General features: G+C 48.5%; 19 protein-coding genes. 7 read left to right on the forward strand and 12 right to left on the reverse strand.

What is annotated here, in order from left to right; translation table 11 throughout:
- Nucleotides 1-6 precede the first annotated feature (6 nt).
- Nucleotides 7-528 (forward strand): methylated-DNA--[protein]-cysteine S-methyltransferase, encoded by a 522-nt coding sequence (locus KJS52_RS12925; protein ID WP_213515702.1) that lies wholly within the window; start codon nt 7-9, stop codon nt 526-528.
- Nucleotides 529-654: 126 nt separating this feature from the next.
- Here KJS52_RS12925 and KJS52_RS12930 read toward each other — a convergent pair whose 3' ends face one another.
- From KJS52_RS12930 to KJS52_RS12965, 8 genes are all read right to left on the reverse strand, one after another.
- On the reverse strand, nt 655-1,014 hold the full coding sequence (locus KJS52_RS12930) for a GIY-YIG nuclease family protein (protein ID WP_246563500.1): 360 nt from the start codon (nt 1,012-1,014) through the stop codon (nt 655-657).
- Nucleotides 1,014-1,493, reverse strand: a complete 480-nt coding sequence (locus tag KJS52_RS12935) for a DUF6530 family protein (RefSeq protein WP_213515707.1) — start codon at nt 1,491-1,493, stop codon at nt 1,014-1,016. Before KJS52_RS12935 ends, KJS52_RS12930 begins: the two co-directional genes overlap by 1 nt.
- Nucleotides 1,494-1,687: 194 nt before the next feature.
- Complete coding sequence (locus tag KJS52_RS12940; protein ID WP_213515709.1) at nt 1,688-2,371, reverse strand: DNA alkylation repair protein; 684 nt, start codon at nt 2,369-2,371, stop codon at nt 1,688-1,690.
- 142 nt (nt 2,372-2,513) lie between these two features.
- A complete protein-coding gene (locus KJS52_RS12945) occupies nt 2,514-3,266 on the reverse strand; it encodes an ABC transporter permease (protein ID WP_213515711.1) in 753 nt (250 codons plus the stop codon).
- A gap of 14 nt (nt 3,267-3,280) precedes the next feature.
- The gene (locus KJS52_RS12950) at nt 3,281-4,204 is read right to left on the reverse strand and encodes an ABC transporter ATP-binding protein (protein ID WP_213515713.1); all 924 of its coding nucleotides are present in this window, start codon (nt 4,202-4,204) and stop codon (nt 3,281-3,283) included.
- A 19-nt stretch (nt 4,205-4,223) separates the two neighbouring features.
- The gene (locus KJS52_RS12955; RefSeq protein ID WP_213515715.1) at nt 4,224-4,640 is read right to left on the reverse strand and encodes a DUF3021 domain-containing protein; all 417 of its coding nucleotides are present in this window, start codon (nt 4,638-4,640) and stop codon (nt 4,224-4,226) included.
- On the reverse strand, nt 4,630-5,097 hold the full coding sequence (locus KJS52_RS12960; protein WP_213515717.1) for a LytTR family DNA-binding domain-containing protein: 468 nt from the start codon (nt 5,095-5,097) through the stop codon (nt 4,630-4,632). The genes KJS52_RS12955 and KJS52_RS12960 overlap by 11 nt, the downstream gene beginning before the upstream one ends.
- Nucleotides 5,098-5,247: 150 nt before the next feature.
- Nucleotides 5,248-5,673, reverse strand: a complete 426-nt coding sequence (locus KJS52_RS12965; protein WP_246563503.1) for a MarR family winged helix-turn-helix transcriptional regulator — start codon at nt 5,671-5,673, stop codon at nt 5,248-5,250.
- Between the two features lie 181 nt (nt 5,674-5,854).
- On the opposite strand from KJS52_RS12965, the gene KJS52_RS12970 reads away from it, so the two are divergent.
- A complete protein-coding gene (locus tag KJS52_RS12970) occupies nt 5,855-6,340 on the forward strand; it encodes a glutathione peroxidase (RefSeq protein ID WP_213515720.1) in 486 nt (161 codons plus the stop codon).
- A gap of 151 nt (nt 6,341-6,491) precedes the next feature.
- On the opposite strand, the gene KJS52_RS12975 is transcribed toward KJS52_RS12970, so the two are convergent.
- Complete coding sequence (locus KJS52_RS12975; RefSeq protein ID WP_213515722.1) at nt 6,492-6,815, reverse strand: YolD-like family protein; 324 nt, start codon at nt 6,813-6,815, stop codon at nt 6,492-6,494.
- Nucleotides 6,812-8,044: a DNA polymerase IV gene (locus KJS52_RS12980; protein WP_246563543.1), complete on the reverse strand. Its 1,233-nt coding sequence runs from the start codon at nt 8,042-8,044 to the stop codon at nt 6,812-6,814. The genes KJS52_RS12975 and KJS52_RS12980 overlap by 4 nt, the downstream gene beginning before the upstream one ends.
- Nucleotides 8,045-8,244: 200 nt before the next feature.
- Between KJS52_RS12980 and KJS52_RS12985 the strand changes: the two genes are divergently transcribed.
- Together KJS52_RS12985 and KJS52_RS12990 are read left to right on the forward strand one after the other, a co-directional pair.
- Nucleotides 8,245-8,916, forward strand: a complete 672-nt coding sequence (locus KJS52_RS12985) for a hypothetical protein (protein ID WP_213515724.1) — start codon at nt 8,245-8,247, stop codon at nt 8,914-8,916.
- A gap of 19 nt (nt 8,917-8,935) precedes the next feature.
- On the forward strand, nt 8,936-9,670 hold the full coding sequence (locus KJS52_RS12990; RefSeq protein WP_213515726.1) for a class I SAM-dependent methyltransferase: 735 nt from the start codon (nt 8,936-8,938) through the stop codon (nt 9,668-9,670).
- Nucleotides 9,671-9,744: 74 nt separating this feature from the next.
- Here the strand turns inward: KJS52_RS12990 and KJS52_RS12995 are convergent, their stop codons facing one another.
- Entirely contained in the window at nt 9,745-10,572 is an 828-nt protein-coding gene (locus KJS52_RS12995; protein ID WP_213515728.1) for an anti-sigma factor, read from the reverse strand.
- Nucleotides 10,556-11,155 carry an RNA polymerase sigma factor gene (locus KJS52_RS13000; protein ID WP_213515730.1) on the reverse strand — a complete coding sequence of 200 codons (600 nt, stop codon included), beginning with the start codon at nt 11,153-11,155 and terminating at the stop codon, nt 10,556-10,558. Before KJS52_RS13000 ends, KJS52_RS12995 begins: the two co-directional genes overlap by 17 nt.
- A 453-nt stretch (nt 11,156-11,608) precedes the next feature.
- Between KJS52_RS13000 and KJS52_RS13005 the strand changes: the two genes are divergently transcribed.
- From KJS52_RS13005 to KJS52_RS13015, 3 genes are read left to right on the forward strand one after another with little or no spacing between them, the layout of a single operon-like run.
- Complete coding sequence (locus KJS52_RS13005; RefSeq protein ID WP_213515732.1) at nt 11,609-12,766, forward strand: COG1470 family protein; 1,158 nt, start codon at nt 11,609-11,611, stop codon at nt 12,764-12,766.
- A gap of 2 nt (nt 12,767-12,768) precedes the next feature.
- Nucleotides 12,769-13,737, forward strand: a complete 969-nt coding sequence (locus KJS52_RS13010) for an ABC transporter ATP-binding protein (protein WP_246563505.1) — start codon at nt 12,769-12,771, stop codon at nt 13,735-13,737.
- Nucleotides 13,715-14,809, forward strand: a complete 1,095-nt coding sequence (locus KJS52_RS13015) for an ABC transporter permease (protein WP_246563507.1) — start codon at nt 13,715-13,717, stop codon at nt 14,807-14,809. The genes KJS52_RS13010 and KJS52_RS13015 overlap by 23 nt, the downstream gene beginning before the upstream one ends.
- Nucleotides 14,810-14,938: the final 129 nt, after the last annotated feature.

The following is a 14,938-nucleotide window of genomic DNA, read 5'->3' on the forward strand; positions in this document are numbered from 1 at the left end:
ATCATAATGTCAACGAAACCAAGCGAGACAATTTATTGGTCAACTGTATGCTTGGATGACTGGCAGCTCCATGTTGCTGCCAATGAGGAAGGAGTAATCTTCGTCGGCTCCAACAATCGTCCGCTTGCAGAGCTTGAAGCATGGGCCAGAGCCAAATATGCCAAGCATACGCTAGTTAGAGATGACAGCAGGCTGCAGCCCTTTGCAGATGAGCTTATGCAATACTTGCAGGGCAAGCTGAGCCAATTTACAGCTCCGGTTTTTTATGAAGGCACCCCTTTTCAAGAAGCGGTCTGGAAAGCTTTGGCTGACATTCCGTATGGGGAAACAAAATCTTATTCAGATATTGCTCAAGCAATCCAAAAGCCAGGAGCTGTGCGTGCAGTAGGCGCTGCCATTGGCGCCAATCCAGTGCTTATTACTATTCCATGTCATCGCGTAATTGGCAAAAACGGTGCGCTTACCGGCTACCGTGGCGGAATGGCCATGAAAGCAAAGCTGCTCAAGCTGGAGCAGCAGGCGCCGTAGTAAATTGACAAGCGCTTAAATAGCAGGTTGGAGCAACAAATGCACACAAAGAGCGACCTTTGCTGGAAGGCCGCTCTTTGTGTGTTGTCGTCGTTCTTGAAAATATTCAGCTTGCTCCTTGCGCGCTTACACCGCTCTTTTTTTATAAAACTCCAGCTTTCTTTCCTTCAGCTTCTCTTCCCACATCAATCTTAATATCTCTAGTTCTTCCGTATAATCTGTTTTCGTTTCGTCCTTGTCATATTTCAACAGCTCTAAAATCTCGATGTTGAATTGGTCAGCTCCGGACGCAGTCCATTCTCTCTGAAGCTCTTGATTGGGATGCGATCCTGCATTGAGCTGGAACAAGGTGCTGTTCATTTTTCCTTTTAAATTTTGCGAGGTTTCAATAAAGCATTTATTCGTTGCTTTCGAGCATATCCAAAATATACCCATATCCGGTTTCATTTGCTTATACTGCTCAATTAATTCTTTTCTCCTATTCATCAATATCCCATCTCTTTCAATATAGTTGATAGCACACGCAGTCTCTCTCCAAGCAGCTCTCCGTCATCACTCAGCACTTGGTTGAATAGACGAATATCCTCGTCGATCATTTCATTCTCCTGACATACCTCCACCGTCATGGCGTCGCCCTGCATGCCGACTCTATCGATCACCGGATTTTCCGGATCATACAATTTCTCGTAGCGGTAGGCATCCTGAAAGTGAAGCTTCGCCCGACAAACAAGAATGGCAAGGTCGATAACACGATGAAGCGGCAGCTCTTCAGATTGTCTGGACCACTTTCCCCCGGTATGCCTCCATACCTTAGCTGAAATATCGATTTTACCGCGGTCATTCCATTGCGCCAAGCCTAGCGAAATGCCCTTTGCATCCGAACTGTAGGCATATTTTCCATCTACATTTTCATAATTTTCACAAACAATGACAGGTTTATGTTTTAAGGTAGTTGGTATTTTCATCAATGAATCTCCATTCCTTCATTACAAAATGATTAGCTGTTTTTCAATTTAGTAATTTAGTAATTTACTGATTTACTAATTTCAATTGGATTATAGCTTATCGTCAAGCTCACTGTCAAATCAACTCGCCTGACAAACGTTTCCTAAAACAGCAAAACAGCCTGCTCCTTGCTTCGAGCCAGGCTGTTCCAAGTCTATTTCCGTTTCATGCTGCGCATCAAATCCTTCGTCTCCTTGCTAGTTCGCGTGGACTCGATAATTTTTTGCAGCGCTTTATTATAGGTTTCATTGTCGAGCGTGCATTGCTTTAGATAGGCCAATGTCGGGGCGGGCAGCTTTACAAAATAGATCGAAACTGCCCATGCTACCGCCATTTTGACATAGTAATCCTCATGTCTGATTGAATCAAGCAAGCCCAGCGCTTCACCTATATACTCATCATCCACATAGTAATTCAGCAGCATTACGACTGCAAAGCGAATCTCATACGGCTCACTGGACCGCAAATACGGCTGGAGAAATTGCCATACCGCTTGTTTATGGGCAGCGGTTATTTTAAGGCTCGCGCAAAAGCTGTCGCATACCGACCAGTTGTCGATTTTAGGTACAAACTCCGCGACATAGCGCAGCACCTCATCAATTTCCGCTTTCACGCTGCCAATAACCATCCCTTGCAGCATGACCTCCTCAAACCAATCCGCTTCTGCATGCGCAAGATAGGTGCGCCAGTCTCCTTTTGCAAGCTGCTTAGCTATTTTGCGGAGCTCTGGCAAGCGTACCCCAATTATGTTGTTTATATTCGGGATTAATGCAGACGTAAAGGCTTTATACTTTTCATCCGCCAGCTCCAGCAGCTGTTGCTTTATCGTGTTTTCCATCTCATTGGCTCCAATCTGTTCCAGAGTTAACTAGACTTTAATTTTATTGTAGCGCAATGAATGCTTGATGTGGGTGAAATCGAATGAAATAGCAAGATTTACAAATTAGCTCGCTGGCTGAAAGCTGCTTAGCTTTGACGCCCTAGGTTCTGAAGCTTTTTTCAGCAAAGCGTCGATAGAGCAGAATTGCTGCTCCAGCCGCAGCCGCGCCGATCATGAATAGAAGCAGCACAGCTTGCCAAACCTCAGCAGCCTGGAGCCCTGCTTGCTCCAGCATGGCCGCTTGCAGCGCCTGCAGCGCCCAGCGCTGAGGAGTAAATTGACCGACAGCCTGAACACCCTCTGGCAGACTGCTGAAAGGAAACCATAATCCGCCAAGTACGGCACCGCCAAACGTAACGATTTGAACTATCGCAATGGCTGCATTCAGGCTGCGGCTCAGCATCGCCAGCACCAGGCCCAGACCCGTTGCACATATGGCCAAGGCGAGCACAATCATAATAACAGACGCAATATTGCCTAAAGACAAGCCGTAGACTGCACGGCCAAACCCGAGCAAAACAGCAGACTGAATAAGCAATACAACAATATGCGGCAGCCACATGCCCAGCATAAATGGAACGGGGCGAATGCTAGTGCTGCTCAGTCTCGCCAGCATGCCAGAATCGCGATCACGCAAAAAGTGCTGTACGATCGAGATCATAATGAAGAACATAAACATGACGGTGTAGCCAGGAACAATTTGACCAACTGCATTTCCATTTTCAGCGTCAGCGCCGCTAAAAATAGTTGAGAAAATAACGATAAACACAATCGGCAGCGCGAGCATCCAAAAGTACATGCTCTTATCCTGAAAGATCAATCGCAGCTCCTTCGCAAATAACGAAAATACCATAGCTCTACCCCCTTCTAATCTCGTAATGCCGCACCTGTTAATTTGATAAATACACTTTCCAATGTTGGCTGCTGCAGCTCAAGTGCCCGCACCTGATGACCGGATTGCAGCAATGCCCCTGTCAGCTCATGCATAATTTGCAGTGCACTGCTGCCTTCAATGAGCCAGCCATTGCCTTCTGCACGGACCTTCGCATTGGCAAAAAGCTGCTCTGGCCCCTGCCAGTTATCTACTTCTACATAAACAGCAGACCCCATATGCTGTCCGAGCACCTCTCGCAGCTCGCCTGCGGCAATGACCCGGCCATGATCCAATATTGCCAGCTCATCGCACAGCAGCTCTACCTCTTCCATGTAATGGGTCGAATAAAGCACGGTAATGCCGGCTTTCTGCATGCCTCGTATCAGCTCAAAAATATGATTGCGGGACTGCGGGTCGATGCCTACTGTTGGCTCATCCAGGACGACCAGCTTCGGCTCATGCAGCAGCGCTGCTGCTATGTTGATGCGGCGCTTCATTCCGCCAGAATAGCTTCCTACCTTATCGCGCGCACGCTCACTTAAGCCGACCTGCTCCAGCACAAGAGCGATTCTTTCCTGCAAATGCTTGCCGCGCAAGCCGTACATTTTACCGAAGAAGTGCAAATTCTGCCATGCGTTGAGCGATTCATACAGCGTAATTTCCTGCGGCACGTAGCCTACGCTTTGGCCAAGCCTGCCGCGCATTTGCGCAATGGGCCGCTCCAGCAGCGTAATTTCGCCTTGATCCAACGGAATAATGCCTGCAATCAGCTTCATAATCGTCGATTTTCCAGCACCGTTAGGTCCCAGCAGTCCGAAGCAGCTTCCTTCTGCTACGCGAAAGCTGACTCCATTTACCGCTTGCTTACCTGCTTTATACTGCTTGAATACGTTATCCAGCTGCAACGCTACCTTCATTGCTCCAGCTCCCTTCCCGTCATTTATCGTTTATTTTATTGTTCAAATCCTTTATTTCCCGGCGATAGTAAAAAGCAAAGCTTGCCCAAAAGCACGCATAGATCGCCATAAAAGTGAGCAGTCCGATCAGAAGCGGCAGCGGCTTTGCAGGCAGCCATTCAACCCAGATTGCAATCGGAAAGAAAATAATAATCGACAGACTAAAATGTGTAGCAATTTGTCTTAACGGACTCCAGTGCGGCACCTGAAACAAATACGAGGCGAGGCCAAAAAAGGCGCCCATAATCATGCTTCCCAGCATTTTTTTCCAGATGTCGACTAGCTGCGGCTCAATTCCGTTTACAAGCAAAGCAGTTAACGTGACGAAGGTAATTATTGCCGTGAAGCCAAAGCCTCCCATTATACGCGCCAGCACATCTATTACCTTAACGTTCATTTTTGTCACCTCCCAGGATGAGTCGCTGCTTTAGTGCTGACACATATGAGCGCGATACATATTCCTTATTGCCGGATTTAAAGTGTACGCACAAGTTTCCATTGAACATCAGCTCAAAGCGGGCAATGCGGGCAATGTTTCCGATAACTGATTTGGAAAACCTCATAAATTGCTTGGGAGCTAGCAGCTCCTCTACCTCATAAAGCTTCATCCGCAGCTCGATTCTGCTCGCTGCTGTAGCAGCAATAACCCGTCGGTTTTCTGCATACACATAATCAATTTCCGCAGGCTCCAGCAGCACAGAGCGCTCATTTTCAATTCCGATTAACCTTCCTGTCGCAGTAGTCGATTGCTGGATTGTTTTTACTAGCTCAGCCAGTTCATTGGTCCATTCCTTTGCCTGAATCGTAATGACTGTTTCCTCATGCTTGGCATCCACATCGATTCGAACCTTCAATTTCGTAACCCCCCTGCTCCTGCATCCATTATGCAGGTAAATCCTTCATACCACTATAATAACGGTATAAGACGCACTTTTGTGTACTTAAGCTGCAGATTTTGCTGCATGAAAAAAGCCGCTATGAGTATAGCGGCCAATTATCATCTATTAGGTTTGAGACTGTTCGCCCTTCAATTTGCCTAGCATGCGGTGCAGCTGAGTGTGAAGGCTTTGCAGCTCCTCGACACTAACCTCACTTTGCTCAAACAAGCGGCATGGAATGCTTTGAGCCTGCTGCTCCAGGTCTCGTCCTGCTGATGTCAAGGTGATCACTACATTGCGCTCGTCCTGCTGATCGCGCACACGGCTAATAAGTCCGGCAGCTTCAAGCTTTTTCAGCAAGGGCGTCAACGTTCCCGAATCCAAATACAGCTTGGCGCCGAGCTCCTTTACCGTTACATTTTCCTTCTCCCAAAGCGCCAGCATCGTAATATATTGTGTATAGGTCAGCCCAATTTCCTCCAAAATAGGGCGGTACTGCTTCATAACCTCTTTCGAGCAAACATATAGCGCAAAGCATATTTGATCGTCCAATTTTAAAGTTTCCTGAATGCTCAACTTTGCTCACCTACCATTCAATTGCATACAATTTTTTTCATAGTATCACCTGCAGAAACTGATGTCAAAGCATAAACCGAGCTTCAGCTTGACATTAGAAATTATATTGCATACAATTTAATTGTGATAAATTAATTTTCGTGAGGAGTTGTGGCTAATGTCTATTTATAATATCGAGGTGCAAACGATCCGGGGCGAGAAGGAAACGCTTGCTGCCTACAAGGGCAAAGTAATGATTATTGTTAATACCGCTACCAAATGCGGCTTTGCTCCCCAGTTCAAAGGGCTGCAAAAGCTTTACGAAACCTATAAGGAGCAAGGTCTCGCTGTACTCGGCTTTCCTTGCGATCAATTCGCCAATCAAGAGCCTGGCAGCAATGATGAGATTGCCCAGGCATGCGAGCTTAACTTTGGCGTAAGCTTCCCGCTTTATGGCAAAATCGATGTAAACGGCAAAAACGCTCATCCGCTCTTTCAGCATTTAGCGGCGGAAGCGCCTGGTCTGCTTGGCTCCAAATCTATCAAATGGAATTTTACCAAATTTATTGTCGATCAAGAGGGTCGTGTGTTGAAGCGCTTCGCTCCGAAGGATGATCCGGCGGACATGGAAAGCTATATTGCCAGTCTATTAGGGCGTGTCTGAAAACACGCTCAGTGACCTCTTTCACCGCCTTTTCGCCCCCTGGATGGCTAAGTATAATAAACGATGCATATACTGTATAGGACATGGATTCAAGCAGCGGATTATTGCATTTCCCCCTCGCCGCCTGCTTGAGTTCATTTTCATTTTGCTGCTATTCAAACTCAACGCGTACAACCTCCGCCAAGCAAAACCATTCGCCGTCAACCATAAATCGCTGCAGCTGCTTGTCAATTCGATCAACGACACCGATGATGCTCAGCTGCTCATAAGGATCGTACATATGAATCGTCAGCGCTATGCGATGCCGCAGCGACTGCTGCAGCGCCCGATTGATCAATTCCTGCTCCTGCTCATCCAGCTGGGCTCTTTTTCTTATTTGCAGCGATTGATTGAAGCGATTGATGGCCTCCTTATGCTCAGGCAGCATCATTCTTGAAGACTCCCACAATATATTTCCGCTTAGCTTATTGCTCATTTGTAATGCCCTCCTATTTTGTTGGCTCGGTCGCGTGCTTGCCCTGGATCAGTTATTGAGACGGCTCGCATAATCGCAGTTTCGCCATAGCGAGCTTTAATCAGATCGGTTGTACGCTCCAGGGCAAGCTGCTTCTCACTTTGGTTAAATAAGGACAGCTGCACGATTTGATCGCTGACAAGACCAGCCAGTGAAACGCCAATGCTGCGAACAGGCAAGCCGTCCCAATGCTGATGAAACAGCTTCATCACAGTTTGAAATACGACCGTAGATACATAGGTGGCCTCCTCCAGCTTGAGCTGACGGTGAAAGCCTGTTGGATAATCAAAATTAGCTCCACGGCAAGTTACAGCCACTGTTGTGCCCATATAGCCTTTCGCGCGCGCTCTCTGGCAGACCAGATCGCTTAGCTCCTGCAGCGGCACCTTTAGCTCCTGCAAGCTGACATAATCGCGCGGCAGCGTCATATGATGCCCGATTTGCTTTTGCGTCTGATGCGTAGAGGGCGAGACTGGACTGAAATCAATTCCGTTGGCAAATCGCCAAAGCACCTCGCCATTGACTCCCCAGCGGCGCCGCAATACGGCAAGCGGCGTGTTGGCAAGCTCGCCGATCGTATGCACGCCAATTCTATTCAAATGGCGCGTCATGCGCCGTCCTACCATAAACATGCTGCTTACAGGCAGCGACCACAGGGTGTTGCGAAGATCATCCTGCTGCAGCATATAAATGCCTGAACGATTTTTTTTAGCATAATTGTCGCAGGCCATCTTCGCCAGCACCTTGTTGCTGCCGATGCCAATCCGAATATATACTCCCGTCATCAGCTTCACCTCATGCTGAATGGCTTGGGCCAACGCTTGCACATCACCGCCATATAAATGCAGCGATCCTGTAACATCCAGAAACTGCTCATCAATGCTGTAAGGCTCAACGAGATCTGTAAAGCTGTTATAAATCGATGTAATATGCAAGGAAACCTTAATATACTCCTGCATACGCGGGCGAATCACGACAAGCTGCGGGCATTTGGCTAGCGCTTCCCCCAGCGTCTCCGCCGTCGTTACCCCAAAGCTTTTGGCTATGGGACAGGCGGCTAAAACAATGCCTGAGCGCCGCTCCGGATCACCGGCAACAACGACAGGACGATTCGCGTACTCGGGATGAGCGACTTTTTCTACTGTTGCATAAAAAGACTGGCAGTCAGCTAACATGACCACTCGCTGCATAATTATCACCCTTCCACCTTACAGAACATATGTTCTATATTATTATACACCTCGCCGTGAGCCATTATTCAAGCGGTATTTTTTTACATAGAGCATAGCGGCAGTCCAGCTGCTGCTGCGCACAAAAAAAGTGGAACATTGTTGCGTAATTTGTAACTATTGTAAATAGCAACACGTCTACTAACAATAGAGGTGATCTCATGATAAGTGCAAGAAGCGTATTAACTACTGTCCTGCTTGCCAGTTTGCTGTTGGCGAGCAGCATTTATGAACCGAGCTATGCCCGGCAGCAGCATGCTGCATCCTTGCCCGATGCAAGCGTCACCCATAGCCAAGCGAGGCTCTGTTCCGCTATGGAAGCATCCCGAAACAGCAAGCAGACAATTGAAGCATTTGATTTCAAGCGCGCGGCGGAGGAAGCCGACATCGTTGTTGGTGTGGAAATTTTGAAATTAGTCGAAGAGCTTGAGCAGCCTTCGCCCAAAACATTGTGGCAAGCAAAGGTGCTCACTGTTTGGAAGGGAGACGCTGCACTTGATACGATTCATATTTTGCAGGCTGGAAATAGCTGTACAGATTACGTCAGCAGCAAGCTGATGAAGCCGCAAGAGCAATATGTTCTGTTTCTAAAGCAGGCAGTCTCCGTGAAACAGCCGGACAGCTACTGGATATTGGGAGAGGAAACAACAATCTATCAGGTGGCAGAGGATAACTACCTTGTCAAGCATGCATACCCCGACCCGGAGCTAAAAGAGATTGAACAAAGCAAGCTGGCTCGTTATTATAAGCATGAGCTGGGCTTAACGACGCAAGTTCAAGTTCTGGAGGAGCAGGCATTTTACAATAAACTTCAAGCTCAGCTACATCAATAAATTCAGGAGTGTACTTACGATGAAACAAAATAAATATGACGAGGCTGCATTTTTTTCTCAATATGAGCAAATGCCAAGATCTGTTCAAGGATTGGAGGCTGCCGGAGAATGGCATGTGTTGCGCGAGCTGCTGCCAGATTTGCGCAACAAACAGGTGCTGGACCTCGGCTGCGGCTTTGGCTGGCACTGCCGCTATGCGCGCCAGCAGCAGGCAAGCTCTGTTATTGGCGTAGACATTTCAGAAAATATGCTGCGCAAAGCCCGTGAAATGACAGAAGATCCGCACATTTCGTACCAGCTTATGCCAATCGAGGACATCCAGTTTTCACATGCCCAATTCGATGTTGTCATTAGCTCGCTCGCATTCCACTATATTGAATCGTTTGCTGCAATATGCAGCAAGGTGCATAATCTGCTAAAGCCCGCTGGAAGCTTTGTCTTTTCTGTAGAGCACCCAATCTTTACATCACGCAGCGAGCAGGACTGGCATTATGACGACGAAGGAAATCGGCTGCATTGGCCGCTCGATCACTATCAGGCAGAAGGCTTGCGCAGCACATCATTTTTAACCGATAACGTAATCAAATACCACCGCACGATATCGACCTATATGAATGATGTAATCGAGGCCGGCTTTACGATTACAGCAGTCAAGGAGCCTACGCCTTCAGCAGACATGCTGGCGCAAATCCCTGACATGCAGGACGAGCTGCGGCGCCCCATGTTTCTGATCATATCAGCCATCAAGGCGTAATGGCAGCGAGCGATAACAAAAAGAGGTGTTCAAAGCATCAAACTCCATTGACGCTTTGAACACCTTTGTCTGTTTTACTTTTGCTTTACGATTAATAAAATTTGCTCGGAGGTTGGCGACAGACTGCCTCCCTTAGGCTCTACCGTCAGCGTAATAAGATCGCTCGGATGCAGCAGCGGCATGTCCATATACAGATGCCCTTCAGAGCCGACTACCTGTATAATGCCGAGACTATTCGCCTGCTCGCCCGAAATCGCCCACGCCTGATAATCGTTCAAGCCGATTTGCGGCAAGTTTTCCAGCCATAAAAACGCCTCGCTCAAATCATCCTTCAGCCAAATATAGCCGCTGCTATTTTGCCCTTCAGCCGTTTCAACCCGATATCTTGCGCTGTTGATTGCATTGACAAACGACATGGCCCCAGGCTCGTGATCAAGCACATACTGATCGACATGCGCCGGATTTTTTTGCGCAGGCTCCTGCGGCGCAAAGATTAATGCAAGCAGCAGGACAGCCGCAGCCACACCACCCGTCACATATTTATGCTCGCTCAGCTTCGTCTTAAGCTGATGCCATCTGGCTTGTTGCTTCACATGGCGCTGCAAGGACCGCATATGCTTCTCGGATAAATAAGGCTGCTCCAAGCCTTCAGCTGCTTGCTCGCCAGCCGAATAAAGCGCCGCCGCTGTACCTTGAGCTTTATTGCTCCAGGCGAGCTGCCCATGATCTGCCAGCAAATCGCCCCACTCCTCTACGTGCTGGCGGCAAGCGCGACAGCCTGCAAGATGCTGTTCAAGCAGCTGGCGCTTGGCATGGCTCAAATTGCCGAGCACAAAATCAACCCACTGCTCCTCGCTATATCCATTACTGCATGACAAATGCTGTTCATGTCTGCTGGTCATAAGCATCCTTCCTTTCCTTCGCTTCATGCAAACCTTTTCTCTCCAGTTGCTTGCGTAAATTTCCGATGCCGTATCGAAGCCATGACTTCACTGTGCCGAGCGGCACCTTCCAATCACTGGCCATTTCCTTATGTGTTTTTTCACTGTAATAAGCGGCATATATCGCTTTTTGCTGTGACATAGGCAGCTCAGCCAGCGCCTCGCGCACCAGCTCGCGATCGAGCTTGGTTAGCGCAACAGCCTCGGGAGTAATCTCCGCTTCCACTGCAGTAACCTCCTGCCCGATTGGCACAACGTCTGCTCTCCTTTGCTTTCTGCGCAAATAATCCTTGCTGCGGCTGCGGGCAATAACTGCAATCCAGGCATCAAGCGAGCCTCTGCTGCTGTCATAATGCTGGCATTTGCGCAAAATTTCAAGAAAGACATCGTGGCATACTTCCTCTGCTTCCATCCGATCATTGACAATTTTAAGAGCGATATGCATGACGAGCGGAACATATTGTTGATACAGCTCATTAAAGGCGTCAAGCGAGCCTTCGCGTATGGACTGCAACAGCTCCGTACCAGACTGCTTATCAAGCATTTCAACGGCTTCCTCCTTTGCTCATTGTAGACCAGGCCAATTTAACCCACTATACCATTATCATAAATCAAAAATTTTGCTCGCTCAATTGTCTCAAAATTTCTTAAAGTGAGAGTTCAAAAAGCTCGGCTTTCAGGACCAAGAAAATGGGGAGAAGCTTAGAAATGACGGAGCGCAGCGTAGATAAAGACTACGTGAGCACCTACAATGTTTCCGCAGGAAACATACTTCGAAAGCATCATCTTTCGGCTGAACCCATATTCGACGCTGACAAAGCTACATGTGACTACATCGGCATCAAAGTTGGGCTTTTTGAACTTCCTCTAAAAAAATTTTATGCGCGATAAATCCAAACCGTTATAACCTGTCGTATAGCTAAATGAATACGAAAAAAGCAGTTCAAAAAGCAACGCTTTTTGAACACCCACTAAAAAACTGACAGGAGGGATCAGCATGCTAAAAGCATGCCGCCGAGCTTTTATGCTGGCATTATCAATTGCATTACTGTGGACGGGATTCGCATTTAGTCCCGGGACAGCCAAGGCTGCCACCAATTTGGAGCTGTATACACCATACAGGCAGCTGACAGCAGCGCCGGGCGAATCCATTACGTATTCAATCGAGCTTATTAACCATACAAGCTCGACTCAGCTTGCCAATATTGGCTTCACTACCAATCATAAAGACTGGGTTTACGATTTAACTACTGGGGGGAAAAACGTTCAGCAAGTTGCAGTGAAGGCTGGGGAAGCGCAATCCTTGAATTTGCGGCTCGATGTGCCGCTGCAAATTGACGCTGGACAATATCAATTCAAGGTGACAGCCGGCGACGCCTCGCTTGATCTGACCGTTGTCGTTGCTGAGAAAGGAACGTTCAATTCAAACTTCGAGATCGAGCAGGAAAATATGGAGGGCTATGCCGGCTCTGACTTCACCTTCTCCGCTACGCTGCGCAACCATACTGCCGAGGAGCAAACCTATGCCTTGGCTGCTTCGCCTGCCAGCGGCTGGGAGGTGCGCTTCCAGTCGAACAGCAACTATGTATCATCCGTTACGCTAGAGCCTAACGCCTCTCAAACGATTAGCGTGCAGGTAACGGCTCCGGAGGGCGTAGCTGCCGGCGATTATCAAATTCCAATTACGGCCTACAACAATGCAACCAAGGCAGAGGCGCAAATCGAGGTTTCCATTATCGGCTCGTACAATCTTTCCCTTAAAACAAGCGACGAGCGGCTGAACACCTCGATTCGAGCTGGCGGCAACAGCACGATCGAGCTTATTGTTGAAAATACAGGTACGGCTGCACTTGAAAATATTAGCGTCTCCTCTGTAACGCCGACAAATTGGCAGGTGCAATTTGAGCCTAAAACGATTGCAAGCCTTGAGCCTGGCAAAACGGCAACCGTGCAAGCGATCATTACATCCAGCGAGGATGCGCTGCCAGGCGACTATGCGATGAGTGTATCAGCACGTACAGATCAAAAATCTGCTGACGCCTCGATTCGCGTCACTGTTAAATCTTCCGTACTATGGGGTTGGATAGGAGTCGCGATCATTGTAGCGGTGCTGCTGGGCATTTACAGCTTGTTCCGTCGCTATGGGAGGAGATAAACGTGGAACCGGTCATTGAGCTTACCAATTTGACTAAAAAATACAATCAGTATACAGCGGTTAACGGTCTGAACTTGACGCTCTATCGCGGTGAAGTTTTTGGCTTGCTTGGCCCGAATGGCGCGGGGAAAACAACAACGATTTTGATGATGCTCGGCTTGACGGATCGTACCTCTGGCGATGTCAAGGTGCTGGGGCTGGACCCAAATTACAATGCTATCGAAATTAAATCGAAGGTCGGCTATATGCCGGATGACATCGGCTTCTACGAGGATCGAACCGCAATCGACAATCTCGTATACACCGCTCGCTTAAATGGCATAGCCGCAAAGCAGGCCAAGCAGCAAGCCGAGCTGCTGCTGCAGCGGGTTGGGCTGGAGAACGCGATCAACAAAAAGGTCGGGGCATTCTCGCGCGGCATGAGACAGCGTCTTGGGCTGGCGGATGTGCTGATCAAGCAGCCGGAAATTATTATTCTCGATGAGCCGACGCTGGGTATTGACCCGGAAGGGGTTCGCGAGCTGCTCGAGCTTATTTCCACCTTGAGCCGGGAAGAGAAAATTACCGTTCTGCTTTGCTCGCATCATCTTCATCAGGTGCAGCAGGTCTGTGATCGTGTCGGCTTGTTCGTACAGGGAGAGCTGGTTGCCTGCGGCAATATCGCCCAGCTTTCTGAAGCGTTGAATGAAGAGAAAACCGTAACGATTGAGCTCGAGGTCGCTGCCTTGAACAATCCGCTCAAAACCGCGCTGGAAGCATTGGAGCAGGTCCTTTCCATCGAGACAGCAGCACCTGGCTCTGCGCAGCGCGTTACGGTTACATGCAGCGAGGATATTACTGCGCTCGTCGCCAAGCTTGCCTCCGAGCATAGCGAGCTTTATATGATTCATCGTCAAGTGTACGGTCTGGACGATATTTACCACCGTTACTTCGAAGGAGGGGAAGCACGTGAAGCTGCAACTAAAGCTTAACCAAGCGCTTCGGCTCTGGCAGGAGAAGCTTGGCAAGTTAAAGCCCGAAGCTTTATTCCAGCGCACTTCCGACAAGCGTACTTCCGAGCATGCGCCAGCGCAGCAGCGCCCTTATTCCAATGCATCGAGAAAAGCATTTTGGGTAATGGTGCAGAAGGAATTTGGTGATCATATCCGTTCATGGCGCTTTTCCATTCTGCTGGCTATAATCGTGCTTGCCTGCATTGGCTCAATCTATTCGGCGATTACTGCTTTGCAGGCGCAAAGCGACTCTGGAAATACGCAAACGTTTTTGTTTTTGAAAATATTTACGCTATCAGACGGAAGCATTCCCCAATTCACGCAATTCGTCGCTTTTCTCGGTCCTTTAATGGGGATTGCGCTAGGCTTTGATGCCGTCAATACCGAGCGCAGCAAAGGAACGCTAAGCAGGCTGATTTCGCAGCCGATCTATCGAGACGACTTTCTTAAAGCCAAATTCATTTCCTCACTGCTGCTTGTTGCGGTAGTCATTTTCTCGCTTGGCTTTCTCGTCATGGGGTTGGGGCTGGTCGTCATCGGCTATCCGCCTACACCTGAGGAATTTGTGCGGGTTATCTGCTTCCTGCTGACAGCAGTTGTATACGTCGGCTTCTGGCTCAATCTGTCGATTTTGCTTTCGATTCGCTTCAAGCAGGCTGCAACGAGTGCATTATCGTCGATAGCGATCTGGATTTTCTTTACCGTCTTTTATGGCATCATTATTAACCTGGTGTCCAATGCGATCTTCCCTGATCAGAACGGCACCACGGAGCAAATATTGCGCTATTACGGTCAAATGGATTTGCTGTCCCGCATTTCCCCTGCCGAGCTGTTTAGCGACATCACAACTACGCTGCTTATGCCCAATGTCCGTTCGCTTGGCGTGCTGACGATGGAGCAGGTAACATTGGCACTGGACAGTCCACTCGCGCTCGGACAGAGCATCCTGCTCGTCTGGCCGCAGCTTACCGCGCTACTGGCCTTGACCTTTGTCTGCTTTGGCCTATCCTACTACCTGTTCATGCGTCAGGAAATCCGCGCCAGATCGTAAGCCTATTGAATAACAAAAGCTCGAGACTCTGCATGATGCAGTCAGGCTCGAGCTTCTTGCTATAGAGTGACTTTGCTATAAATAATAACGAAGTACGACTACTTCTTCTCCATCAATTTACGAATCAGA

Source organism: Paenibacillus montaniterrae, assembly GCF_018403185.1.
Lineage (GTDB): Bacteria > Bacillota > Bacilli > Paenibacillales > Paenibacillaceae > Pristimantibacillus > Pristimantibacillus montaniterrae.